General features: G+C 56.3%; 18 protein-coding genes. 12 read left to right on the top strand and 6 right to left on the bottom strand.

Annotation, left to right across the window (positions count from 1 at the left end; translation table 11 throughout):
* Positions 1-30: 30 nt before the first annotated feature.
* Positions 31-3,159: a hybrid sensor histidine kinase/response regulator gene (locus J3U88_RS25435; protein ID WP_207861819.1), complete on the top strand. Its 3,129-nt coding sequence runs from the start codon at positions 31-33 to the stop codon at positions 3,157-3,159.
* A 136-nt stretch (positions 3,160-3,295) separates the two neighbouring features.
* Positions 3,296-4,423, top strand: coding sequence for a hybrid sensor histidine kinase/response regulator (locus tag J3U88_RS25430; RefSeq protein WP_207861818.1), 1,128 nt, complete (start codon positions 3,296-3,298; stop codon positions 4,421-4,423).
* Here J3U88_RS25430 and J3U88_RS25425 read toward each other — a convergent pair.
* Together J3U88_RS25425 and J3U88_RS25420 are read right to left on the bottom strand one after the other, a co-directional pair.
* Positions 4,420-5,469, bottom strand: coding sequence for a DMT family transporter (locus J3U88_RS25425; RefSeq protein ID WP_207861817.1), 1,050 nt, complete (start codon positions 5,467-5,469; stop codon positions 4,420-4,422). The two genes, J3U88_RS25430 and J3U88_RS25425, sit on opposite strands and share 4 nt — an antisense overlap.
* Before the next feature lie 624 nt (positions 5,470-6,093).
* Positions 6,094-8,733, bottom strand: a complete 2,640-nt coding sequence (locus J3U88_RS25420; protein ID WP_207861816.1) for a response regulator — start codon at positions 8,731-8,733, stop codon at positions 6,094-6,096.
* 321 nt (positions 8,734-9,054) lie between these two features.
* Here J3U88_RS25420 and J3U88_RS25415 point away from each other — a divergent pair, with 321 nt between their 5' ends.
* From J3U88_RS25415 to J3U88_RS25400, 4 genes are read left to right on the top strand one after another with little or no spacing between them, the layout of a single operon-like run.
* Positions 9,055-10,233, top strand: coding sequence for a type II secretion system F family protein (locus J3U88_RS25415; RefSeq protein WP_207861815.1), 1,179 nt, complete (start codon positions 9,055-9,057; stop codon positions 10,231-10,233).
* Positions 10,230-10,658 carry a hypothetical protein gene (locus J3U88_RS25410; protein ID WP_207861814.1) on the top strand — a complete coding sequence of 143 codons (429 nt, stop codon included), beginning with the start codon at positions 10,230-10,232 and terminating at the stop codon, positions 10,656-10,658. Before J3U88_RS25415 ends, J3U88_RS25410 begins: the two co-directional genes overlap by 4 nt.
* Positions 10,655-11,890: a hypothetical protein gene (locus J3U88_RS25405; protein ID WP_207861813.1), complete on the top strand. Its 1,236-nt coding sequence runs from the start codon at positions 10,655-10,657 to the stop codon at positions 11,888-11,890. Before J3U88_RS25410 ends, J3U88_RS25405 begins: the two co-directional genes overlap by 4 nt.
* Complete coding sequence (locus tag J3U88_RS25400; protein WP_207861812.1) at positions 11,887-12,198, top strand: hypothetical protein; 312 nt, start codon at positions 11,887-11,889, stop codon at positions 12,196-12,198. Before J3U88_RS25405 ends, J3U88_RS25400 begins: the two co-directional genes overlap by 4 nt.
* Positions 12,199-12,314: 116 nt before the next feature.
* On the opposite strand, the gene J3U88_RS25395 is transcribed toward J3U88_RS25400, so the two are convergent.
* Complete coding sequence (locus J3U88_RS25395; RefSeq protein ID WP_207861811.1) at positions 12,315-12,902, bottom strand: endonuclease dU; 588 nt, start codon at positions 12,900-12,902, stop codon at positions 12,315-12,317.
* A gap of 130 nt (positions 12,903-13,032) precedes the next feature.
* Here J3U88_RS25395 and J3U88_RS25390 point away from each other — a divergent pair, with 130 nt between their 5' ends.
* Both J3U88_RS25390 and J3U88_RS25385 read left to right on the top strand, forming a co-directional pair.
* Positions 13,033-13,470 carry a universal stress protein gene (locus J3U88_RS25390; RefSeq protein ID WP_207861810.1) on the top strand — a complete coding sequence of 146 codons (438 nt, stop codon included), beginning with the start codon at positions 13,033-13,035 and terminating at the stop codon, positions 13,468-13,470.
* A gap of 158 nt (positions 13,471-13,628) precedes the next feature.
* Positions 13,629-14,252 (top strand): class I SAM-dependent methyltransferase, encoded by a 624-nt coding sequence (locus J3U88_RS25385; protein WP_207861809.1) that lies wholly within the window; start codon positions 13,629-13,631, stop codon positions 14,250-14,252.
* Between the two features lie 35 nt (positions 14,253-14,287).
* Here the strand turns inward: J3U88_RS25385 and J3U88_RS25380 are convergent, their stop codons facing one another.
* Positions 14,288-16,471, bottom strand: a complete 2,184-nt coding sequence (locus tag J3U88_RS25380; protein ID WP_207861808.1) for a VWA domain-containing protein — start codon at positions 16,469-16,471, stop codon at positions 14,288-14,290.
* A gap of 538 nt (positions 16,472-17,009) precedes the next feature.
* On the opposite strand from J3U88_RS25380, the gene J3U88_RS25375 reads away from it, so the two are divergent.
* The 4 genes from J3U88_RS25375 to J3U88_RS25360 all read left to right on the top strand — a co-directional run bounded on the left by J3U88_RS25375 (position 17,010) and on the right by J3U88_RS25360 (position 22,126).
* Positions 17,010-20,663, top strand: coding sequence for a WD40/YVTN/BNR-like repeat-containing protein (locus J3U88_RS25375; RefSeq protein WP_207861807.1), 3,654 nt, complete (start codon positions 17,010-17,012; stop codon positions 20,661-20,663).
* Positions 20,664-20,788: 125 nt separating this feature from the next.
* Positions 20,789-21,001, top strand: a complete 213-nt coding sequence (locus J3U88_RS25370) for a hypothetical protein (protein ID WP_207861806.1) — start codon at positions 20,789-20,791, stop codon at positions 20,999-21,001.
* Positions 21,002-21,052: 51 nt separating this feature from the next.
* Positions 21,053-21,334, top strand: coding sequence for a hypothetical protein (locus tag J3U88_RS25365; RefSeq protein WP_207861805.1), 282 nt, complete (start codon positions 21,053-21,055; stop codon positions 21,332-21,334).
* 180 nt (positions 21,335-21,514) lie between these two features.
* Positions 21,515-22,126 carry an integrase core domain-containing protein gene (locus J3U88_RS25360; RefSeq protein WP_207861804.1) on the top strand — a complete coding sequence of 204 codons (612 nt, stop codon included), beginning with the start codon at positions 21,515-21,517 and terminating at the stop codon, positions 22,124-22,126.
* A 198-nt stretch (positions 22,127-22,324) separates the two neighbouring features.
* Here the strand turns inward: J3U88_RS25360 and J3U88_RS25355 are convergent, their stop codons facing one another.
* Positions 22,325-22,975: a hypothetical protein gene (locus tag J3U88_RS25355; protein WP_207861803.1), complete on the bottom strand. Its 651-nt coding sequence runs from the start codon at positions 22,973-22,975 to the stop codon at positions 22,325-22,327.
* A complete protein-coding gene (locus J3U88_RS25350; RefSeq protein WP_207861802.1) occupies positions 22,968-23,681 on the bottom strand; it encodes a hypothetical protein in 714 nt (237 codons plus the stop codon). Before J3U88_RS25350 ends, J3U88_RS25355 begins: the two co-directional genes overlap by 8 nt.
* Between the last annotated feature and the right edge of the window lie 73 nt (positions 23,682-23,754).

Below are 23,754 nucleotides of genomic sequence, written 5' to 3'. Positions count from 1 at the left end.
CAAACCTCTTTCCCGTCGGGGCGCCGCGTCATGAACCCGTTCAAGCGCAACATTCCATTTGCGAAACAGTCAATCAAGGGCAAGCTCATCATTTTGGTGGTAACCATCAACGTGGTGGTTTCGGTATTGGCCGGTGCTTCCTTTTTGATGATTGAGTTCATGAACTTTCGCACCAAAATGATGCAAGACCTTTCGATTCAGGCCGAAATCACCGCCGTGAACAGCCAGGCCGCCATCATTTTTCAAGATGTTGAAAGCGCCGAAGAAAACCTCAAAGCGCTGCGGGCCAACCGGCACATCGTTCAAGCGCGTATCTACACCCCCGACGGCAAGGTGTTTGCCCATTACCAACGCGATCCCAACAAAACCCTGAGTGTGCCGCCGCTGCCGGATCCACCCCGGCTGGTGAACTTCGACGGGGGTTACCTCCACGTCATCAAACCCGTGGTACTCGAGAACAGCATTATCGGTTCCTGTTACGTGGCGTCGGACTTACGCGGCCTCTATGCCAGCCTGCGCTCCTACGGTTTGGCGGTGGTCAGCATTGCCCTGTTTTCCACCGTCATCGCCTGGATGTTGGCGATCCGCTTCCAGCAGTTGATTACCGGCCCCATCCTGCACCTCTTGGATACCTCCGTCAAAGTGGCGCGCCAAGATCAGGGGATGACCACGCGGGCGTTTAAGTTCGGCGAGGACGAGATCGGTCGTTTGACCGAGGGTTTTAACAACATGTTGGACGAAATCCAGAAGCGCGAAGAAGCCTTGGAGCGGCAGCAGGATCAACTGGAAGAACAGGTGGCGGCGCGCACCGCCGAGCTGATGAAATTGAACCAGGAACTGCAATCGGCCAAGGATCGGGCCGAGGACGCCAACCGCGCCAAAAGCGACTTTTTGGCCAATACCAGCCACGAAATTCGCACGCCGATGAACGCGATTATGGGGATGACCGAGTTGGCGTTGCGCACCGATCTGACCCACCAACAGCGGGACTACCTGAGCAAGGTCAAAAACGCCTCGCGCTCGTTGCTCGAAATTCTCAACGATATTTTGGATTTTTCCAAAATCGAGGCCGGCAAGCTGATGCTGGAAACGGTGTCTTTTAATCTTGATACCGTGATGGAAAACCTCGTCAACATGATGAATGTGCGCGCCAACGAGAAAGGCCTGGAGTTGTTGTTTTTTATGGCGCCGGACGTGCCGCTTCAGTTGGAGGGTGATCCGCTGCGGCTCGGCCAGGTGTTGACCAACCTCACCAGCAATGCCGTGAAGTTCACCGAAACCGGGGACATTGTGGTGATGATCGGGCGGGACGCCAAAACCTACGTGGAGGATGGCGCGGCGCGCCTCGACAAAAGCCGCACCGTGCTGCGGTTTACCGTGATCGATACCGGCATCGGCATTGCCCGGCACAAGCAGAGCCAGCTGTTTGACGCCTTTATTCAGGCCGACGGCTCGACCACCCGCAACTACGGTGGGACCGGTTTGGGTTTGGCCATATCCCGTCAGTTGGTGGAGATGATGGGCGGCGAGATTTCCGTTGAAAGTGAGCTGGGGAAGGGGAGTCGCTTCAGTTTCACCGCCGAATTCGGGCTGACCGCGCCGGAACACCAAAAACTGATTCAGGCCCCGCGCGATTTAAAAGGGTTGCGGGTGTTGGTGGTCGACGACCATCCCATGGCGCGGGAAATTTTGGAAAAAACCTTGGTCCACTTTAGTTTCAAAACCACCACGGTTGCCTCGGGCGGCGAGGCGGTCGCAGATTTTAAAGGTGACGAGGTACCCTACGACCTGGTGATCATGGACTGGCACATGCCCGGCATGGACGGCATCGAAACCATTCGCAAAATTCACAGCCTCACCGAGGACAAGAAAAGGCCGGCGATTTTGATGGTGACCGCCCACGGCCGCGAATCCGTGCTGCAACAAGCCCAGCAGATTGGGATCGACGGATTTTTGGTAAAACCGGTGCGCCCGTCGCTCCTGCTCGATGCCATTATGTCGATCTTCCACGAGAAACAAGACCCCGTGGCGGTTAAAAAACCCGCCGTCCAGACCGAGGCACCGCCGCGTCTAAACGGGATCCGCGTTTTGTTGGTGGAAGACAACCTGACCAACCAGCAGGTCGCCGGCGAGTTCTTGCGGGCGGCCGGTTTGCGGCTGACCATCGCCGAAAACGGCCTCAAAGCCGTGGACGAGGTGAAACGCAACCGCCACGGGTACGATTTGGTGTTAATGGATGTGCAGATGCCCGTGCTCGACGGGTACAGCGCCACCCGTGAAATTCGCGCCTGGGAAGAGACGCGGCCGCCCAGCTACCAAAGCATTCCGATTATCGCCATGACCGCCCATACCATGAGCGGTGACCGCGAGAAGTGTCTGGCGGCGGGGATGAACGATCACACCGCCAAACCCATTGATCCCGATCGCTTACTCAAAACCCTGGAACGTTGGTTGCCCGAGGACTGGGAATCCGACATCACGGCGCCCTTGTCCGCGCGCCGTGAGTCCGCCGCGCTGAAACGCGAGAGCGGACCGCTGAGTATGTTGCACCACCTACTGCTGCCGCTTGGCATTGATACCGCCGAGGGTTTGCGTAAGGTGGCCGGCAATGAAAACCTATACCTCGATCTGTTGCGCAATTTCGGTGAAGACTTTTTTAACAACCTTCCTCAGATTCAACGTTTGATCGAAACGAATCATTGGAACGAGGCCCAGCGTTTGATTCACGGCCACAAAGGCGTGGTTGGTAACTTGGGCGGAACCGGTCTGTTCGATGCCGTTGTCGCCGTGGAGCGCGATTTGAAACAAAAAAATCGCGCCGCCGTCGAGAAGCACTTGCCCGAACTCCTCAAACAAGCCGCCGCCCTGCAGCGCATGTTGCGTACCGAGTTAGGCGGTGTCCATCTATCCGAGCCGCGGCCTGTGCAAGAATTTGACATGGCGGCGGCAACCGCGTCACTCGACAACATGGCGCGCCTGATTGAAGCACGCAGCCTTGATGTTGACGAGGCCTTGGCGGCGATGAAAGACGAACCCTGGCGGCCCCTGGTGGCCGACCTCTACCAAGACCTGGGTGAACGCTTAAACCAGTTTGACTTTGACGGTGCGCGCCCGATTTTAGGCAAGATGGTTGCCACGCTTCAGGAATGTGAACCTTAAACCCACCATTTTTTAGGACAGCCGGTTAATTGGTAATCGGTTGAGTGGCACCTTTCAAACGGCTTGGGTTCTTTTCATTGCAAATGAACGAAGCAACGATAATACTCATAGGGAACCTTCATTTCTGGAAGCGGCCATGAGCGATAACGAGCGGCAAAAAATACTTTTGGTAGATGATACCCCGGCCAACCTTAAAATCTTGGGGCAATGCCTGCGCGACCGCTACGAGGTGTCGGTGGCGACCAGCGGCGCCCAGGCGTTGCATATGATTTGGGATCGCCAAACCCCCGATTTGATTTTGTTGGATATCGTCATGCCCGAAATGGACGGTTACGAGGTGTGTCGCCGCCTCAAAGAAAACCCCCTGTCCCGCGATATCCCCATCATTTTTGTGACCGCGCTGTCCGAGGCCGGCGAAGAAACCAAGGGTCTGGAGTTAGGGGCGGTGGATTACGTGACCAAACCTTTTTCGCCCTCGATCATTCGCGCGCGGGTCAAGAACCATCTGGATTACAAGCGAGCCCAGGGCGAACTTCAGCGGCAAAACCACATGTTGCAAGCCTATGCGCGCATGCGTGAGGACATGGAACGCATCTCGCGTCACGACTTGCGTACCCCGCTCAACGTCGTCATCAACTTGCCACAGATGTTGTTGGAAGATGACGAACTCGAACTCGACGAGGAGACCCGCGGCTGTTTGGATACCATTCTGCGCGCCGGTTACCGCATGTTGAGCATGATCGATATGTCGCTGGATTTGGTTAAGATGGAGCAGGGCACGTACGACCTCAAACCCATCGCCGTCGATTTGGTCGGGGTGGTGCGCAAGGTTGTCGCCGATCTTCGCACCCATGCCGCCGCCAACGAGGTTCAACTCGTGACCCATTGGCCGGGCGCGCCCTTGGCCGAACTGTTTATTACCGGCGAAGAGCTACTCTGTTATTCGATGACCGCGAATTTGGTCAAAAACGCCATTGAGGCCTCGCCGCGCGGTTCCGCGGTGACTTTATCGTTCTTACCGGATCCAACCCATTGTCTGTCCATCCACAATCTCGGGGTGATTCCCGCGGCCGCGCGCCCGGTCTTTTTCGAAAAGTACAGTACCTACGGCAAAGAAGGCGGTACCGGTTTGGGAACCTACTCGGCACGGTTGATCGCGCGCACCATGAAGGGTGATATGGGCTTTGAAACCTCGGATGAAAAAGGGACCGAAATAGTCATTCGTCTGCCGCGATTTGTGCCTGCCGCGGGGCTGGTTCCCTAGATTTCAGCGGTATCGCCCACCGGCGAGGTGACGTCAGCGTTTTTTTTGGTGGGCACTTCACCGGGTTTGGCCGTTCTTTGTTGGCGCCAATCCATTAAAAACCCCCCACATTGAATCCCCAATGCGGCGATTAAGACAATCACAATGCCGACCACACCGACGAGGTTGGTGGGATGGTAATTCACGTGATCCGGCCAAATTTGGAAGGCGATGCCGGTCATGATGAAGGTGGTGGGTGGGATCAAGGAAAAGTAGGCGGCGGTGGTGATCGCGGACCAATATTTCAGGGATTCCGCGAAGGAGCCATAGGCGACCAGGGTGTTAATCGCGCAGAAAATCAACACAAGCCATTCTTTGGTGCTGAGGTTGTTCAAGGTGGTGGGTGCGCTGCTGGGGAAAAGTGCCACACAAGCGAGCGCATAAATAAAAACGAGGATGTTAACCGAGGAAAGATCCTTGACCAGCTTTTTTTGGACCAGCGCGTAAAAGGTCCAAGATAATGCGGAACTCATAATGAGGATGAGGCCGAGCCAGAACGAACCTTCATGGCCGCTCGAGGTCGCTTGTAGGCTGGCCTCGGCGAAGGAGACGTTGGAACCTAGCAGGAAAAAAACCAACATGCCGGCGAACAATATGGGGAAACAGACGATTTGCAACAGGTTGAGGGTCTCTTTAAAAAAGAGCACGCCGCCAATGGCGAGAAACAGCGGGGCCACCTGAAAAAACAATTGAGCGGGCCCGGCGGAAACATAAGCCAACCCTTTGAGATACATAAGGTAATTACCGATGAGGAATGTTCCGGCCGCCGTCATCATCAGCCATTGTTTGGTGTTGAGTTTGCGAAACTCACGCAATTTCCCGCGGTAAAATTGCACACCGACCACCACAACGAGGGCGAAAAGGAAACGGAACCAAGTGATGGTCACCGTGTCGGCGACTTCCAGGCACACCTTGAGCGCTATCGGCAGAACCGCCCAAAAGAGCAGTGCCGTGGATGCGAGGAGCCAACCTTTTAAAAATCTGGAGGAAAACCATTGTTGCAGCATACCGGCCAAGCCTAGCAAAAAAAACGGAGTCTGGAAATATGATTAACTTAAGTGTTTCAGTCTATTTGCTTAAAGGAAAATGGGATGGTTTGGGCGCTGGTGTGATGCTATGTAAGTTACTGAAAGTAATAGAAGTAATTGCGGTGTGAAAGGGGCGTGTTAGGGGGGCTGGGGTGTGGTGATGTGTAAAAATGTGATGAAGATCCGGTTTGCTACAAAAATGAACCATTTTGGGAAAAGATGGGTGGATGTTCCGCGCGTGGTTTTGGTGTTGGCCTGGGTTCTATTTTTTATAAGGAATCCAGGATGGAATGAGGATGCGGATGGGGAAAACGGCCCTTTTTGGCAGGTACCCGACGCGGATGGTGCCGTCGCTTTGATCAAACCTTTGGATTGAACGCCAAACAGGCGTTGTGCCTCTCGAAGTGACGGCTTCATCCGCGTCGGGAAGGGGTTAGAAAGGGGAAACGATATAATCCGCCATCCACAAACTGATCCTCCGATCCTGAGAAAAAAGAGTCCCAAGCCATGTCGATCCGGCACATCCTCGCGGCGAATCAGGAACATCCTTGCCAGGGAGGAGGCAAATCCTTGCAGCACATCCTTGCGGCACACCCAGCGATCCTATTTCTCGACATCCATGATTTTGATTTTGTTGAGCAGGTCCGCCATCGGGAAGGGTTTTAACAGCAATCCTTCAATGCCCGCCGCCACCACCGTCGCCAACTCCGTGCGATCCCGTGAGGCGGTAATGATAAGCACGTGGGGTGGGACCCGTTTGGCGGCTTGAATCTTTTTGAGGAGGGTGATGCCGTCCAACTCGGGCATGTGCAAGTCGAGAATGAGCACATCGAACTTTTGTCGACCGAGCGTTTCCAATGCCGCCGGCGGCTTGTTCTCCGCGGATACTTCGTAACCCGCCTTGCTCAGCACCGAACTCAGTTGCTTGGTGATGTAGCGGCTGTCGTCGACGATGTAGATGGTGCGGATCATCGTTGCCGCATCCACAAATTCGAGGTTGAGCGCTTTGTGGGCCGCCTTGGCAATCAGGGGATCCTCGTGTTTGAGGAAGTGTTCCGCCCGTTCCTTGAGTTGCGGGTGCCCGATACGGCCGGCAACGGTGACGCCCAGGGCGGTTAAGGCCGATTCGCCGATGGTGGTGTCGATGAAGTTGAGCACCATCGACACCAAGCGGGGAAGGACGTCGCTGTCCGGGTCGATCAGGTCGGCTTTGTAGACCACGTTAAGCTTGCGCATCGACTGGACCTTGGCGTTGTGGTCCGCCTTTTGGTAATTTTCGAGGACGTCGATCAGCACCTTTTGTTTTTGGCCCGATTTGTTCAAGCTCAGCAGTTTGGCATTGAGTTTGGCAATGACCGCGCGTAGGCGGCGTTCATCGAGGCTTGAGAAATCCGCTTTTTTGTTGTGAATCGCGGCTTGGATGTCGCTGATCCACTGCTGGGGCTCGCGGGTGGACCAGTGCAACTTTTCGAAGAGTTGCAGCAGCTTTTCGCGCACGCGGGTGGCTTCTTTGCTCAATATGTTGCACCAGAGCGGGCGTTCCTCGTAAAAGGCGCTTTCGAAGCTGTCGATCTCAAGGTTCAGCAACAGGTTGAGCAGGGGCTCACACACTTCCAGGAACTTTTTGTCGTTCAGGCTGTCCATCATGGCGGCGATTTTGCCCAGTCGTGCCGGGCCGCCGGCCAGGATCATGCACTGAAGGGCCGCCTCCCGCAAGCTCATCGTGTTTTGGGGGCCGATGAAGGGTTCGACCGCGTCGCCCGTGGCTGACGCGGGGAATACCTCCAGTGATTTAAATACCTCGATCCGCAGGCTGTCCGGCAACTTTTGTTGGAGGAGTTTGATCAGCGCGTCGAAACCCTCCTGAATTTTATATTCGCCAATCAAACCGATCGCCTCGGAGCGCAGCAGCAGTTTCTCCGAACCGAGCAGGGCTTGGGCGACCGCGCCGGCGTAACCTTTATCGCCGAGCAAGACTTGGGTTTGGCGGCGCAAAGGCGTGTGGTCGTGGCTTACCGCGATGGTTTTTAGCCCCTCGGGCATGCTGTCGAAGGTGTAGAAGGAGAGCGCCGTGATCACTTTTTCCAAAATATCGATGGGGTAGGTTCCGGCACTGTACGCCATCAGCTTGGCTTTGGATTCTTCCGAGCGGTGTCCGCTGAGCACCGCGATCATGAGCCGATCGCGGTTTTCGCCGGACTCGGGCAGCAAGCCGTCCAATCGTTCAATCAGGTTATCGACCTGATGTTTGAGGGCGATTTGGCCCATGGCCGCCAGCGTGTCCCGCTGCAAATGCGCCAGTTGTTCCCCGTACATTGAAAGCGCATTGTCCATTTTGGACAAATCACCGCGGCCCATGGGGGAACCGAGCACGAGGCTTTTCCAAAAGGAACGGTTCTCATCCGCGATCAGTTTTGACTGGAACATAAAATGTTGGTTAATCGCGTCGGGAACAATCGCGGGTTTTCGCGCTTCCTTGGCTTGGTACCATAACGCCAAAATGGTGTCTTCGCTGTCGTGGTCCATCGCTTTGGCGATCAGCGTCAGCATTTCGCGTTCTTCCAGCTTGGCCGCCTCCGCGCGTTGCAGAAAGGAAACGTAACGGGTGCGGTGGTTGAATTGGTCGCGCAGTTGTTCAAGAACCGTAAAGCAAGCCTCAAGGGTGCTTTGATCGCCGATTTCGGCAAGGACCCGCACCGCTTCCAGCTGGAGGTTGGTATCCAAGCCGTCCAAGAGTTTTTCGTTGAGGAAGGGGATGTACTCGGGATTGGGCTCGCGGATCATGGTGTTGGCCGCGAACTTCATGCGTTTGTTGTTGCCCGAGACAAATTCATCCATGTAAAAGGCTTCGCGAAAGATACCGCGAAAACGGCCGATAATGCGCTGGTAGGTACTTTTTAAATCGGGGTGTAGGTTGGGTTCTAACTCTTCCAGCGCGCGCAACGCTTCCTTCTGCTTGAAATTCCCGAATAGGGTGATCATCGACTTGGCGTACAGGGTGTTGCGTTCTTCGCGAATGCGTTGGGCAAAAAGCGGAATTAGATCGACACCGCCGTCTTCGATCAGGTAGGACAGAATTTTCAGGCGCACCTTGCCTTCTACTTTGCTGAGCAGGTCGGCGATTTCGAGCAACGCCGTATCGCGAAAATCACTGAGGATTTTTTTCAGCAGCAGTTGCAGGGTTTGATCTTCACCCTGTTTGATCAGCTCCATGAGTTTGTGAGAGAGGGAACCTGCTTCCATGATTGCTCGTGTTCCTGCCCGGGGCGTTTTCGGCGATTCGTCCGTACTGCATGGTGGTGTTTCGGTAAGCTTCGGTTTTCCGCGACCCCTAGGGGCGCCCCGGCAACCATGTTTTACCTATCGTAGTTTGGCGTAAATGGTTTAGCGTTTAGGGGATTTTGGAGGCGGCTTAAAAATTGATTCGGAATTTTTTTATAGCTTGCTTGGGTATTATCCGTGGTTTGCGCCGTGCTTTTGTTCGCGCCCCGTTTGTATCGCCTGAAATTCCCGTTACAATCGAGGGGTCGTTGCCAACCAATCCCCCCGTGAAAGTGAGTCGAAATGCCCTTCTTGCGTTATCGGGCCCTGGACCAACAGGGTCGCACCGTTTCGGGATACAGCCTGTTTCGCGGTGAGGATGCACTGCGCGCCACGCTGCGGCGCCGGGGGCGGATGCTGGTGACCGCTGAAAGCGTGGGGCCCGGCGGTGGACTCGGCACCTTGGAAAAGGAGCGCTTGTTCGACGAAATCGCCGCCTTGCTCGAGGCCGATTTGCCCTTGGTTGAAGCGCTGCGTTTGGTTTCCACCGAAAAACCCGCCGAACGGGCCGTCCTCCAGCATTGGCTCACGGGCATTGAGTCGGGTTTGCCGCTGTCCCGCTGTGCCGCCGAGCTACGCGCCACCAACGACCCGATTATTGTCAAGATGCTTGAGGTTGGGGAAGCCGCCGGAGCCTTGGCCGCCGGGGTTCGCCAGATTGCCCGTTATTACGGCGTCTTGAACCGCATCCGCACGCGGGTGACCTCGGCGTTGATGTACCCCGCCTTGGTCATGGTCGTTACCTGCGTTGCCGTGGTGGTGCTCACCACTTATGTCATCCCCATGTTTTTATCCATGTTTGCCCGCTACCAACTCAGCTTGCCGTGGATGACCCTGGTTCTGATCGCCGTCAGTGACTTCGTCGTCGATTGGGGTTGGCTGGTGGCCGTGGTCACCGTGCTGCTCGGCTGGGTGGGTGTTCGCGTCGGTTGGTTTCGCGGCGCCGCCTGGTATCGCTTCCTCGACCTCTTGCCCGTGATCGGCCCGTTCCTGAAACTGCTGCGTTTGCTGACCATTACCCAGAGTTTGGCCAATTTGCTGCGTGCCGAGGTGCGCATCCACGATGCCGTTGCTTTGCTCGCCGGTTTGGTGCGCGACCCACGCGTGGATGCTTGGTTGCGTCAAGCCGCGCGGCGGGTGACCAAGGGCGAGGCGCTTTCGGTGGTGCTCGCCGACGGCGGATTGTTTGGCGCACGGGAATGCGCCCTGATCCGCATTGGTGAGGCGTCCGGCGATCTGGCAAGCCAATTTGCCTTTTTGGCCAAGCAGCACGAAAACCGCCTGGAGCGGCTCATCACCCGCTTTACCGCCTTATTCGAGCCCATTTTGATTGTGTTCCTCGCCTTGTTCATCGGTTTTATTTTGACTGCTTTGTATGTGCCGTTGTTTGACATCCTCGGCGGCAGCGGATTGCGGCGATGAGGCGGCCCGCCTTTACACTGCTCGAACTCCAGGCCGCGTTGTTTCTCGGCGTCGTGGTGGCCTCCCTTGCCGGTTTGTTGTTGTTTTACGAATGGGAGCGCCAGGTGCGGGTTGCGGCGGAAGAACGCTTGCAGGCCGCCGTGCAGCGCGCCGACGCGACTTTGCAATGGTTGTTAACCGCCGCCGAATCAGGTGAAATCACCGAAAACCGTTTGGTCTGTGTGCGTGACGGGGAAACCTGGATCTTCGACGCTGAGGGCATTCATCACGGCACGTCGGCCTTGTTTGCCGCGGCCGTTCAGCCCGTGTTTTCGGATTTTACCGTGAGCGGTAGTGACCTGCGCTGTCGCTTGCGCGCGCAATACGGCGGCCGGGATCGCGACCTGATTCTGGTTTACCGTTTGCCGCCCTGGTGGTCGCCGTGAGGCGCGGGTTTTCCTATGCCTTGAGCTTGGGTGTGCTGCTGACCCTCACCTTGCTGACCACCTTGCTGCTGGGGCGCCTGCACCACCAAAGTGCGGTGGAGCACGCGTGGTGGCGTCATGAACAAGCCGTATTGAATTGCCAAGGCGCCGTCAATGCGTTTATGACTGATTTCGCCGGGGCGCGGCCCCAAACGCGGGGCGCGTTTACCTTTGTGAGCGATGTCGGTTTTACCTATCGTGCCGTGCCGTTCGGCGCCTTCTGGTTATTGCGCACGGACGGTTTCGCCGACGGCACCCAGGCCGCTGCTTGGCAATTGGTCGGGAGCGCCTGGCCGGACGGACCCGCGCTCCACCTCGATCAACCCTTGGACAACCTCCATGCCGGTGAAGCGGTGACGCTCGACGGCCGTTTGGCCGTACAACGCCGCGGCGAGGATCGGGACCATCCTCTTTTTAACCGTGCCGTGCCCGCGCCTTTTCCCGGGGTGTCCGTCGCCCATATCCAGCGCCATTTACAGCGCCAGTTCTCCAGCGAATGGCGTGCTGCCTTAACCGAGGTGGTACCCGACGCCTACCAGCACCAAAGCGGGGATCGCGTGGCGCTGGATGAAATCGCGGCGGCCGCGCCCGGCGCCGGTTTGGTCATCGTGCGCTGCACCCAATCGGCGCAAATCGTTGGGGACTGGGCGGGAGATCGCCCGTTGCTCATTTTGGCCGAGGGCGATGTGGTGTTACGCGCGCCGGCCCAACTCAAACGGGTGTGGCTGGTTTCGCGGGGGATCGTTCGCCTGCGCGGCGGCCTCTCCGGGCAAGAAGTGCATGTCGCCGCCGGCTCGGTGGCCGTGGACGGTGCCGTCGCTCTGACGCGCGCCAGCATGATTGCGTTGCCGTTTCAAGCGAACGCGCGTCAACCCGCCGTGTTAACCCTGAACGCCCGCGGTTCCTTCGAGGGCGCCTTGCTGGCCTTGGCCGAACAGGGTGGGGGACGGGTCGTCGTTCAGATCGGCGCCGCATTAGACACCCAAGGTTTGGTTTGGTCCGGCGGTGATCTCCAGGTTCAGGGCAAACACCGCGGCAGGCTGTTGGGACGCCGCTGGGTATACGCCAAAAGCGGGAGCCAATTTGTCGGCAGGCTGGAAAACCTCGAGATTCTTGAGGTGGGTGGCCTGTGGTCGCCGTGGTTGGGCCGCGAGGATCCGGGTCGCGTTAAGGCACGTTGGGGGTTGCGATGAGAAAGGCATTTGCCTTGTTGGATGTGCTGGGTGCCTTGGTGTTGCTGCTGTTGGCCTTAACCGTGATTTTTCGCTTCAACCATCAGTTGGAACAGCGGCTCTACCAAACAGGGGAGGCCCGCAATCAGTTGCGCCACGCCGCGTGGCGGCTAAGCCTGGGCGATCCGCCCCCGGATCAGGGTGTGGCTGATTTGGAACAGCGCCGGCCGCGGGAATGGATCTTGCGCGACGGACCCTATCAATATTATGTCTACGCCCCGGCGGAGGTGCCGCCGGCCTGGTCGGCACCGCAAACGGATTCTGAATAAAGAAAGGCTCACCGAAATTTGCCGCTGAAACAGCGTGACCTATTTCGTTAACGACCGATCAAAAAACGCGCGGCAGCTTCAATTCCCGAACATCATCTCCCGACACGCTATGTTGATTAAGCCCGCTTTCCGCTTTCACCGGTTTTGACCGCGCCGCCGATCAAGTGCGCCAAGCGCAAGGCTTCCGGGACCTTGCCCGTGTCGGTTAGGCGTTGGAGCACCTTGCCCGCCACCGCGCTGTCGCAACCTTGGACCTGAAAGAAAAACGGATCCTGATGGTGCACCCTGCCGGCGGCCAATATGGTTTCGCGGCGCGTGTCACCGTCTTCAAAGTGCGCCAGCGCTTGAAAAATGCGGTCGAAATCGGGCTGCTTGCGCATCACCGCGATACAGGGGCGGCCCAATTCGCGGTTCAAGCGCGGTAGATCGACTACGTTAAAACCGCCCATGGCGATGCCGTCCGTCAGCACCACGTGGATCTGATCGTAGAACTTGCTTTGCTTCACCGTCTGGATCAGTACCTCTGTGGCGTCGCTGCCGTCCTTGGTGATTTCGCCCCAAAGCATGCCTTCCATGCGGGTGGTCTCGCAGACAATGCCGGCGAAGTGGACCGGGGTGCCGCGTTCGTGATCAAAAGGCGCGTCATCCAGGCCGAGGACACGAATGTTTTTGGGGCGTTCCAAGAGGGTTTGCAACGATTTCATGGTTTCAACCTCGCGTGCAAAAGGCATGATCGCCTTACTTTAGCGGATTCACCGGTGAACGGTTGCATCAAAGCGTTTTTTCCAGCATGCTACCTGGTATCAAACCATCAGACAAGCATAAGGAGTCGTTATGAGCCAAATCCTGGTCGCCCTTGATTTCTCCGATGTCAGTGATCGCGTTGTCGCCGAGGCCGGCAAGTTAGGCAAAGCTTTTGGGGACAAATTATGGCTGATTCACGTTGCCGCGCCCGATCCCGATTTTGTCGGCTACGAGGCCGGGCCGCAACACGTGCGCGACAACCGCGCCCACGAATTGCGTGAGGAGCACCGCCGCTTGCAAGCCTGGGCCGAAGGTTTGCGGGCTCAGGGCCTTGAGGCCACCGCTCTGTTGGTGCAGGGGCCGACCGTAAGTACCTTGCTCGAAACCATCAAGAAACACGACATCGAATATGTCGTCATGGGCACGCACGGTCACGGCAAGCTGTACAAGTTGCTGATGGGCAACGTGAGCGAAGGTGTGATCCGCGAGGCGCATGTGCCCGTGCTGCTCGTTCCAACCCAAAAATAACGGCCGCGGGCCCGCGATGGTTGGGTCTTGTCGCACCATGCCAAACGGCTTATACTTCGCCTAAGATTTTAAGAAATCATTGAAACTACCCATGCTTGAAATAGTGTGAAGACACGGGAGCATCCATGGATCAATTGTGCATTAATGTTGGGTGTGGCATGACACCCACGCCAGGCTGGCGCAATTTTGATAATTCACCCAGTGTGCGTCTGGCAAAACATCCGCTTCTGTTTCGGCTCTTGAGCGGCGTGGGTTTGGTTGGCGCGAGCCAGAAGAAATTTATCGCCTTCGTGCGGGAAAATGAAATCAACTTTGCTGATGCAACCAACCGCCTCCCGCTCGGCGCCGATTGTGTTCAGGTACTTTATTCTTGTCACATGCTGGAACACCTGGTGCCGACCAAAGCGGAGCGTTTTTTACAGGAAGCCTTTCGGGTGCTGAAACCCGGCGGCATTTTGCGCATTGCCGTGCCCGACCTGCGCATTCTGGTCGATGAATACCTGGCTTCCGGCAATGCCGATCAGTTTGTTGAAAAACTCAACATGGTTAACGACAAGCCCAACAGTTTTCGCAAGCGCTTGTTTTACCTCATCGTTGGTGAACGGCGCCACCAATGGCAGTACGACGCCCAATCCCTGTGTGCACTGATTGAAGCCCAGGGTTTTGTTGAAGCCAAAGCGCTTGCCGCGGGCGAGACCGCCATCCCCAACCCCGGACCGCTCAACCTTCACGAGCGTTCCCACGAAAGTCTGTACGTCGAAGCCAAAAAACCCGCGCGCTAACGCACCGGTCCACCGATGCGTCAGCCGCGCGCGCGTTAGTCCGCGTCGCCCGAGGTTTCGCTCGCGTCAAACAGCTCGTCCAGCTTGCCGTGGAACGGGCGGAAACGGGCACGCGCGTTGAACTTTTTGACCAACAGGTCCAGCGAACCCGCGTGTAAGTTCTGCGCGCGGGTGTAGAAGTTGAGCAGGTAATAGGATTTGAGTTCCTGGTAAATGTTTTGGAAGCGTTGGTCCAGGTGCAGCGTGGTATCCACCGCGCTCGCGAAGCAACCGGTGGCGTCCGCCAGCTCGACCAAGGTCTCAAAGTGGGCCTTGGCCCATTCGGGATCTTTGCTGTCGGTGAAGTAAATCGGGTACAGCAACACCGGTGAATCGCCCAGCATGTATTTGAGTTGGGAGAAACGCACCGATGAATTGGTGTCGCGCCCGTCCGAGACCACGATAATCGCCTTGGTCCCCTTTTGGGTCATCAAATCCTTGTGGGCCGTCATGATCGCATCGTACAGCGAGGTCACCGATTGGGCGCTCAAGGTGTTGAGGTTGCGGCTGAGTTGGTCGTATTGGTTGGTGAAATGCGAATGGCGCAGGACCTTTTGGTCAAAGGTGTAGATCGCCGCACTGTCGCGGGGTTCCAATTGGTCGAGGAACCCGCTTACCGCGTATTGGGTGCTGTAAATTTTTTCGCCGCCCATCGACCCCGAGGTATCCACCAGAATGGCGACATTCAGCGGTGCTTGGTTTTGGGTAAACCGCACAATCGGCCGCGCCACGCCCCGCTCGATCACCTGAAAATCGTTTTTCTCCAAATTGCGCAAAAATTTACGGTTGTTCTGGGTGACCACCGCGCGCACCGTTACCAAGTTGACCGCTTCCTCCGCGCCCAAATCAACCGTTTTGAAACGGGCCGTCGTTTGGCGATAGGTGCGGTCGTAAAACCACGCCGTTGCTTCAAGTTGTTGGCGACCGCGGTCGGAGAACTCGTGTTTGACCGTGTAGGGGGGACCGTACAGCGAGGTAAGTTTCTTGCCGTTGAGGTGCATGTCGAGGCGCAGGATCGGGCTGGTCGTTTGAAACGCCGCCAGTTCGATGTCGATTTCGCCACCCACCGTGTCGTTGCTGATCGGGGCCACGAATTTAAAATCGGCGTCGTCGATTTTGGCGAAGCTGTCCCGTTCGCCCAGCAGTTTCTCGCTTTCGCCCGCCATCAATCGCTCCGTTTTGGCCATGAAGGCGCGCGCCTCGGGGTGATGGTTGAGAAAGACGCGGTTCTTTTCGAGCAAATCTTGCGCGTCGAGGAGGCGGTTTTGCGCCAGCAGGTTGCGGCCCAGCGCCGCCAGCGCCTGGGGATCGGAAGGACAGAGTTCTAAATACTCGGTAAATCGTTTTTCCGCCGTTGGGTAATCGCCGGATTCTTGGGCTTGCAGCGCCGCCTTGTACAAATTCTGGCTGTTCAGGTAATAGTTGAGATGGTGGTTGTTGACCTGCAGCAGTCCCGCGTCTGTTTTTTCAAAGGCCACCGTGCCCATGTGAACCGGAAAGCGGTCGTGATCGTCGCGGCGCCAAACCGCCTTGTGACCGCCAACCGCGACCAATAGGTCGTATTTCTCGCCGAGCGGCGTGGTTGGATGCAGGAAGTGCAGGTCGATCAGAAACTCGGGATCCTTGGGAATGCGAAAGCGCAGTTCCTTCTTGGGGTAAAACAGAAATTCCAGCAGCTCGCGGTAGGCCGCCTCGCCCCCGTCAAAGGCAACCAGGTGTTGGTCTTCCGGGGTTTGTACGAACATCTTGCCCACCTCGGCCGCGATACCGATACGCAGGCGGTGGGCACGCCGTTGTAGCGCTTTCCCTTTGGTATTGCGCAAGGTGGTTCCCACCACCATCCGGTAAAACACCACCGGTTTGTCGATCTTTTTCCCTTCAAAAACGGAAGCGCGGTGGTTGTCGATGTGGCGCAGCACCGACCAAACGCGCCGCATGGAACCGTCCAGCAGGCTGTCACGCAGGCTGGGCGAGAAGCCGTAGGGCTCCTTGTTCAGCAGATCGTGACCAAAATAGGGGGTGAGTTTGGGGGAGACCACCAACTCTTTTTTGGTTGTTTTGGTCTCCAAGGAAATAAAGTAGAGGCTGCGCGGCGGCGCGTCGGATTGCGCCGAAAGAAAAGCAAGCGGGGCAAGCAGCAACAGCAGAAAGACGGGGCGTCTTGACAACGTATGGATCATGAAATCTCCGAGATCGAGGACGTCCGCGTTTGAGTGACCCAGGGCTCAAGCGCGCACACGGGGTAAGGAAAACAACCGATGAACGGTCAGCAACCGTTCCGCAATCGATAAAAAACACAATCAGAATCTCTGCCCGTGTCGAGAAAGGATGATGTGGTTCAGGTGAAGCCGGTGGTTTATCTGGCGAGGGATGGTTCGAATGCCGCGATCTCGAGATCGATCAATCATTCGATTTTTGTGAATGCGTTACCCCATTGTAGAACACTTTGGCAAGAATGAGGACGTGTATTCTTTGCGTCGCCGCCAAACGGGAACACCTAGACTATACAAACGGCCGGCGGGTTGGATTTCCCTAATTTTTTTTCCGAATAAGTTGGTTTTTGGTAACCGAGCACCTGTCCAGGCCGCGCCCCCGGTTGTCCCTGTTTTTGGGGCCTCCGCCGAGCAGCCGGTGAACACCGATCCTCGCATCGGTTGGCTTCGAACTTGCTAAAGAAGTTTTTTGTAAGCTATTTGATCGCTTGGAAAGGTTCTCTTTATGGTTTCTCTATCTCGTCCCATGCTGCTGTTTTTTGCATTGATTTTCGCCGCCGTGTTGATTTTCTCCGGTTCCGCGCTGCTGTCTCCGCCAACGGCAACGGAAACCGCCCAACAAGCCGAGCCCTTGCGGCCGCGCACGCCCGGCTCTTACAACGGCCTCTCCGCGTGGAGCCGGCAACGCGCCTGGCCTCACCCGGTTTTTCCCAAGCAAGGCTTCCATCGCGCGTATCAAGCGGCGCGGCGAAACCTTTCCGCCGCCGAGGTGTTACACAAAAGAGAGACCCTTTGGCAATCCGTGCCCGCCCTCCGTGCCGGCCGTACCCTGGCCCTGGAATTTCATCCCACGAAACCCAATATTCTGTATGCCGGCTCCGCCTCCGGCGGTTTGTGGGTTACCGAAACCGCCGATACCCAACCCGTGTGGCGCCGGGTGACTACCGGCTATCCCGTGCTCGGTGTTGCCGCAATTGCCGTCAACCCCAACCAACCCGACCACATCCTGATCGGAACCGGCGAAGTTTACGGCTACAAAGAAACCTTTCCCGGTGTGGCCCATCGGGAAACCCGCGGCAGCTACGGCATCGGCATTCTCCAATCACGTGACGGCGGGGAAACCTGGCGGCCGGTTTTGGACTGGCGCGAGGCGCAGGGTCGCGGCGTGCAAGACATCGCCTATGACCCCGTGGTTGCTGATCGCGTTTGGGCCGCGACCACCGAGGGCGTGTTTCGGTCTGACGACGGCGGGCGTCAATGGTCGCTCAGTTTGGACGTGCCCATGGCCACCAGCCTGGTCGTGTTCCCCAATCACGCGGGCCGCATTGTCGCGGCTTGCGGCGGTTTCGCCAGCGCCGACCACGGCCTTTACCTCGGCACGGACGGCGGTCGCTCCTGGCAAAAAATTCGCGACGGCGTGCCCGAATCTTTTGGTGGCAAGGCCATCCTCCACGCCGCCCCGCAACAGCCCGATTTGGTTTTTGCATCCATCGGCAACGATTACCGGGTCGCCGGTGTTCACGGCTCGGCCCAAAACGCCACTTGGCTTTGCCGTTCGACCGATGCGGGCGCCACCTGGACCGTCGTGAATGAGGAAGACTACTCGGGTCACCAGGGTTGGTATTCGCATTTCGCCCATGTTGACGCAAGCCGGCCCGATCATGTGTGGGTGGGCGGTTTGTTCATGCAAATCAGCCGCGACAACGGCGCCAACATTGATTTTTTACCGCCTGACAACGGCCTAAGCTCCTTTGCCGATTTCCACGCCATGGCTACCTCGCCCCATGACCCCAACTTCATGGTGGTGGCCGCGGATCAAGGCATTGTCATGACCCGTGACGGCGGGAACCACTGGGTTTCCGCCTACGCCGGTTACCAAACCCTACAGTTCTACAACGGCACCTCGGTTGCGGCCGTGGGTGCCAACCAGTTGGTGGGCACCGTTCAAGACCACTACGGTTCTTTTTGGGTGGTTGAGGATGAAAACGGCGGCCGGATGGAACAGCGTTTTGTCGGCCACGAGGCCGGCTATGTGGTTTTGGATCCCAGCAACCCCGAACGCGTCCTGGTCGGCGGGCCTTTTATGACCTTTCTCGACGGCGGTATCGCTCAAGCGCCTCCGATTTGTGCACCCAACGACACCGACTGTGACCCGGAAGCGCCGGCCGCCACCACCAGCTTTAACGCGCCGGTGGTGATGCCGTCGCTTCAGCCGGGCCGTTTGTACGCCGGGCGCAACACGGTATGGGTCAGTGACAATTGGGGCCAAAATTGGCGCGCGGGTAACGGTGGTTCGCCCTTAGGACGTGATCCCTTGTTGGCCTTGGCGGTTGCGCCGGGGAATGCCGATGTTGTGGTCACGGCGACCGCGCCCGACCGCGAGCGCATGCGTCTGTTTACCAGCCGCGACGGGGGCGAGACCTGGGCCGAAATCACCGCGAACCTCCCTGACCGCTATGTGATGGATATCGCGGTAGACCCACGCGATGACCGCGTCTTTACCCTTGTTTTGTCAGGGTTTGGCGCCGACCATGTCTACCGAAGCCGCGACGGTGGCGCGACCTGGGTCGCCCTGGACGGCGGCTTGTTGCCGGATCTGCCCACCACCGCCGTGGTGTTGGATCCTGCATTTCCCGAACACATTTATATAGGGAACGACCTGGGTGTTTTTGTCAGCCTTGACGACGGTTTTTCCTGGTTTTCGCTCACCGCCGGTTTGCCCGAGGCGGTTTTGGTCGGCGATCTCAACATCGACCCCGAAACCCGCATGCTGTTGCTGGCCACCCATGGGAACGGCGTGTTCCTGCGTCCCTTGCTCGAACCGTTGCCCGCCGGCGGGGATGCGACCGCTGAACAGGTTGCCTTGCTGGGCGATTTGCGGCACGGCGCCGGTGTCGTCACCCGCTTGGGTGTGCACAATCCCGGCGAAACTGAGACGGAGCTGCGCCTGCACGGCTTCACCGCGTCCGGGGCCTTGGTTGAGAGCAGTACCCGGGTGACGCGGTTGGCATCCGGTGCACGCGTTGAATTAGCCATGGACCAATGGTTCGATCAGGCCCCCTCCGCCGTGCGTTGGGTGCGCATCGAAAGCGATCTGCCCTTGGTCGCTTTCGCCGAACGGTCCGATGCTGAAACACGTTCGGCCTGGTTGGCGCAACCGCCCGCAACCACCACCTACATGCCCCATATCGCCAAAGATACCGCCCAGTTCCGTACCGCACTTTTTGCGCTGAACCCCGCGACCGCCGCGGGCGAAACCCGGCTGACTGGTTTTCCCGCCGGGGTCGCTGTCCAGGCCGACGGCTTGGGTCAAGGGCTCCACGGCAAGGCGCTTGAAATGGCCGATCTTTTCGGTGCCGACTTGAGCAATACCGATTGGGGTTTGCTGGTCAGCGAGGTGCCCCTGACCGCCGTTGAACGTTTTAGCCGGGTGCCGGCAGAAAAAGAAAGCGCGGCGATGGCTTTGCGCGGAACAACTTCTGAAACCCTCCATTTCCTTCACGTCGCCGCCGATACCGATTTGTTTTGGACCGGGCTGGTGTACATCAACGTGGGGGAGGGGACGGCGAACATCACCGAGGAACACTACGATGCGGCGGGGAACCTGCTGAAAACGCAACTGTTGTCCCTGGGCGCGCGTCAAAAAGAAACCTTGCTGTTCGACCGTACCAACATGCTTGGTAATCCCGACCGATATCCACCAGGCACCGCTTGGGTGCGGGTCCGTTCATCCCAACCCTTGATCGGTTATGAGCTGTTCGGCGCACCGACGACCAGTGGCAACGAGCTGTTCGCCGGCATTCAAAGCGACGACCAAAGCGCGGTCCGCTTGTTGTACCCGCGCCTGCGCGCCAATGAAAACGCGTGGACCGGTTTGGTTGTGGTAAACACCGGGGAGACGCCGGTAGCAGCGACCGCGAGGTTGTACGACGATGCGGGCGCGTTGCTGGCAACGCAAAACCTAGCGATCCTGGCGCCGGCCTCTAAAACCACGGTTTTGTTGGGAACCTTGTTCCCGGATCATACGGCCGAAGCGGGTTCACTGATCATCGAGGGCGACCAAAACCAACTCGCCGGTTTCCTGCTGTGGGGTGACCACAACGGTGAGACGCGTCGGTTCTTGGCCGGGCTAAATGCGGTGCCTTTGAGGGAACCTTAGGTTTGATTTGCGTCGCGGTAGGTTTTGATTGCGGTGAAAACCGGGTTGGCTTTCTGGGGCCGGCCAATTTGTAATTGTAAAGCCGTCAGAAGCATCGTGAGGCGGATTTCAGCGGCTACATAACCATGTCGGTAGGTGCGGTCGACGCGCCGCTGCGCGCCGCCGCTGCGCGCCGCCGCAACACCCCGCCGCTGCGCGCCGCCGCAACACCCCGCCGCAACACCCCGCCGCAACACCCCGCCGCAACACCCCGCCGCAACACCCCGCCGCAACACCCCGCCGCAACACCCCGCCGCAACACCCCGCGTTGGTTTCGGGCTTGTTTTTACTGCCTTTAGTTGTCAATCAACTTAGAAAAATGCACCTTGATGTGAACACAAGGAGTACCCATGTCCTGGCTGAACATTTTGTGGTTGGTATTGTTTTTGGGGAAGGTCGAAACGCGTCAGAAGGCCGTCCTCGATTTTCTTCTGGGTCTGATTCAGGTTCAGCGTGAAACGATTCGTTCATTAAATAAAGGTATGAACAAACGTTTGACCGACCAACAGCGGCGGCGACTTGCGATCCTCGCGCGGGCGGTGCCGAATGATTTTTTGCAAGACATCGCGACCTTAAGTTACAGCCCGAACACCTTTTTGCGTTGGTATAAAAAGCTGGTGCATCAAAAATAGAAAACCGATTCCAAGCGACGACAAGGTCAGCCGGGCACTGCACCAGAGACCGTCGCCTTAGTGCGGCGTTTGGCCGAGGAAAATCCAAGCTGGGGATATCGCAGGATCCTTGGGGCATTGAAGCAGGTCGGCGTTTCGCTTTCGAAAAACACCGTGGCGCGGATTTTGGAGGACGGCGGTTTGAACCCCGCCCCAAAACGCGCTGGATCATGGCGTCATTTCCTGGAGCAGCATTGGTCGAGTATGGTTGCCGCGGACTTCTTTACGGTGGAACTGACCCGTGGCTGGGGCATCCAGCGCGTGCATGTCTTGGTAATGATGCATCTGGCGACACGACGAATCCACATCGCCGGAATCGTGGATGAGCCGACGCAAGCGTGGCTGGTTCAGATCTCCCGTAATGAAACCGATGAAGACCACGGGTTTCTAAAAGAGGGATCGTACCTAATCCACGACCGGGCGGCGGTGATCGGCGAAAAGCTGAAACAAACCTTGGCGGCGTCGGGTGTGACCACGGTAAAACTGCCGGCCCGTTCACCCAACCTGAACGCCCTCATGGAACGCGTGATTCGCAGCATCCGCGAAGAATGCCTGGACCGTTTCGTGATTTTCTCCAAGGGACAACTTGAGTACCTTTTGCGTGAATACGTGATCCACTACTATGAGGAACGCCTCCATCAAGGCCTCGGTAACCGGCTGATCGCCGGCGAGCAGGGCCAATCACAAGGCAAAATCCGGCGACGAACCCGGCTGGGCGGCCTGCTCAGCTTTTATCATCGCGTTTCAGGTTAGGAACAAGGTCTATTCGTTCCGATGCCCAGGGCCGAAGTGCGTCCAAATGAATCCCTTGCATTAAAAACAGCCCATTCCCCGAAAAAATTTTCGCCATGTTTCACCGAAGCGAACGACTGACGCCCCTTCCATGGCGCGGATTTCAGCGTGAAATGTCGGTCTCGCTATTTTTGAGGCACTACGAGTGTTTTTAAGGATTCATTCGTCAAAAAAACGCTTGTCTTCAGATGTAAGCCTCTCGTATTCATTGCAAAGGAAGTTTTCATACACTCTTTTTGAAAAATCAGTAGCTTCGATATAACTCCCTTCGTCTTGAATGCAATAGTACGTGGACTTTATTGCTCTAAAACATAGAATCGAACCTGAGTAATCCTCTGTAAAAGGGTTCACACCAGACAGCCTGCAATTGAAACAAGCATTAACATTTCCTTGTAGTTTTAACGCATTCTCAAGCTCGCGCAACTCGGCCAAAAACGATGGCGTTGATCCTGAAGATGAATATTCATTTCCATTCAGTATTATCCCAAGTTTTAAAGCTTCCTTGTTCATAATTCCGCCACCAATATATCGGCCAAATTCATACATCACTTTCAGATCTAATTCTTCAGCTTCACCATTAAAAACAAAGGTCAGTAAAGAAACAAAAAAGATGTTAAAATTTTGCAACCAGCCTTTGTGAATATCCAAGCCATGAAAGTCGCTATCCTTAAAAACTAATCTTAGGCGTTCTATACCGCGACCTTCTAAAATAAACCTCCTCGAGGAAACAGACACAACAGATGGTTTGAATTCAATTGCCACATCATAAGATTTACCTTTGGTTTGCAATATTCCTGAAAAATCACTCATAAGGCTTCCATGTTGCTTGACCTGCTCTTTTGTGAAAAAGAGGGAAAATATCTGGGTTAAAATAGAATTCATCGCCAAGCACGATTCTTGGTTTCAAACCCTTTAGCATCTCAAAATATGCACTTGCCATCTGATTTGCTTTTGTATGGGCAGACGACCTCTTTTGCCTCCATACGAACTGAAACCGGAGGTTTTCGAGAGAGTCGAAGTAATTATTATCAAGAAAAACAATTTCATGCAACTCATGAATTACAACTGAAAGTATTTTGTCATCACTATCCAGAATTTCTCTATTTAACCGGACTAAAATTTGGCCATTTTCATCCATTAGTTGCTCTAAATCAAAAGGTGTTTTTGAGTTATATGGAGTGCCATCTACAATTGCCTTTGTAGAACTGCCGCGTGTGGATATTTCAAGATGTGTGTATTTTGCATATATATCGGATGGCAAATTGTCAGCAATCTCGAACCTAATATAGTCTGGTTTGACTACACCTGCATTTGAAATTAAATCTTCAACTTCTTCCAGGCTGCGCACTCTTCCTCCTGGATTGGTTTTCCACATGCTTCGGTATGTGAACTCTCGCGCTGTCCCAGAAAAAATCAATCTAGTATCATCAACATTCTTAACTAACCCTTTTGTGAGTTTCGCTCCCGATTTAGCTACAGCTAGACCTCCTGTTAATATTTCAACAATCGGGGCCACTTTTCGCCCTCCCTCAAAATACTTCCCTTGGTCAACATTAATTGCACCTTCTTTAATATTTCTTTCTAAACCA

Source organism: Acanthopleuribacter pedis (genome assembly GCF_017377855.1).
GTDB classification, from domain to species: domain Bacteria; phylum Acidobacteriota; class Holophagae; order Acanthopleuribacterales; family Acanthopleuribacteraceae; genus Acanthopleuribacter; species Acanthopleuribacter pedis.
This window is presented reverse-complemented; position numbering and strand designations above follow the sequence as displayed.

What these genes read in the sequence shown, in the direction of transcription:
- J3U88_RS25370 (WP_207861806.1), top strand. Translation starts at nt 20,789, where the DNA reads ATGTCGGTAGGTGCGGTCGACGCGCCGCTGCGCGCCGCCGCTGCGCGC.
- J3U88_RS25395 (WP_207861811.1), bottom strand. Translation starts at nt 12,902, where the DNA reads ATGAAATCGTTGCAAACCCTCTTGGAACGCCCCAAAAACATTCGTGTC.
- J3U88_RS25380 (WP_207861808.1), bottom strand. Translation starts at nt 16,471, where the DNA reads ATGATCCATACGTTGTCAAGACGCCCCGTCTTTCTGCTGTTGCTGCTT.
- J3U88_RS25425 (WP_207861817.1), bottom strand. Translation starts at nt 5,469, where the DNA reads ATGCTGCAACAATGGTTTTCCTCCAGATTTTTAAAAGGTTGGCTCCTC.
- J3U88_RS25385 (WP_207861809.1), top strand. Translation starts at nt 13,629, where the DNA reads ATGACACCCACGCCAGGCTGGCGCAATTTTGATAATTCACCCAGTGTG.
- J3U88_RS25415 (WP_207861815.1), top strand. Translation starts at nt 9,055, where the DNA reads ATGCCCTTCTTGCGTTATCGGGCCCTGGACCAACAGGGTCGCACCGTT.
- J3U88_RS25375 (WP_207861807.1), top strand. Translation starts at nt 17,010, where the DNA reads ATGGTTTCTCTATCTCGTCCCATGCTGCTGTTTTTTGCATTGATTTTC.
- J3U88_RS25390 (WP_207861810.1), top strand. Translation starts at nt 13,033, where the DNA reads ATGAGCCAAATCCTGGTCGCCCTTGATTTCTCCGATGTCAGTGATCGC.
- J3U88_RS25400 (WP_207861812.1), top strand. Translation starts at nt 11,887, where the DNA reads ATGAGAAAGGCATTTGCCTTGTTGGATGTGCTGGGTGCCTTGGTGTTG.
- J3U88_RS25420 (WP_207861816.1), bottom strand. Translation starts at nt 8,733, where the DNA reads ATGGAAGCAGGTTCCCTCTCTCACAAACTCATGGAGCTGATCAAACAG.
- J3U88_RS25355 (WP_207861803.1), bottom strand. Translation starts at nt 22,975, where the DNA reads ATGAGTGATTTTTCAGGAATATTGCAAACCAAAGGTAAATCTTATGAT.
- J3U88_RS25435 (WP_207861819.1), top strand. Translation starts at nt 31, where the DNA reads ATGAACCCGTTCAAGCGCAACATTCCATTTGCGAAACAGTCAATCAAG.
- J3U88_RS25365 (WP_207861805.1), top strand. Translation starts at nt 21,053, where the DNA reads ATGTCCTGGCTGAACATTTTGTGGTTGGTATTGTTTTTGGGGAAGGTC.
- J3U88_RS25410 (WP_207861814.1), top strand. Translation starts at nt 10,230, where the DNA reads ATGAGGCGGCCCGCCTTTACACTGCTCGAACTCCAGGCCGCGTTGTTT.
- J3U88_RS25430 (WP_207861818.1), top strand. Translation starts at nt 3,296, where the DNA reads ATGAGCGATAACGAGCGGCAAAAAATACTTTTGGTAGATGATACCCCG.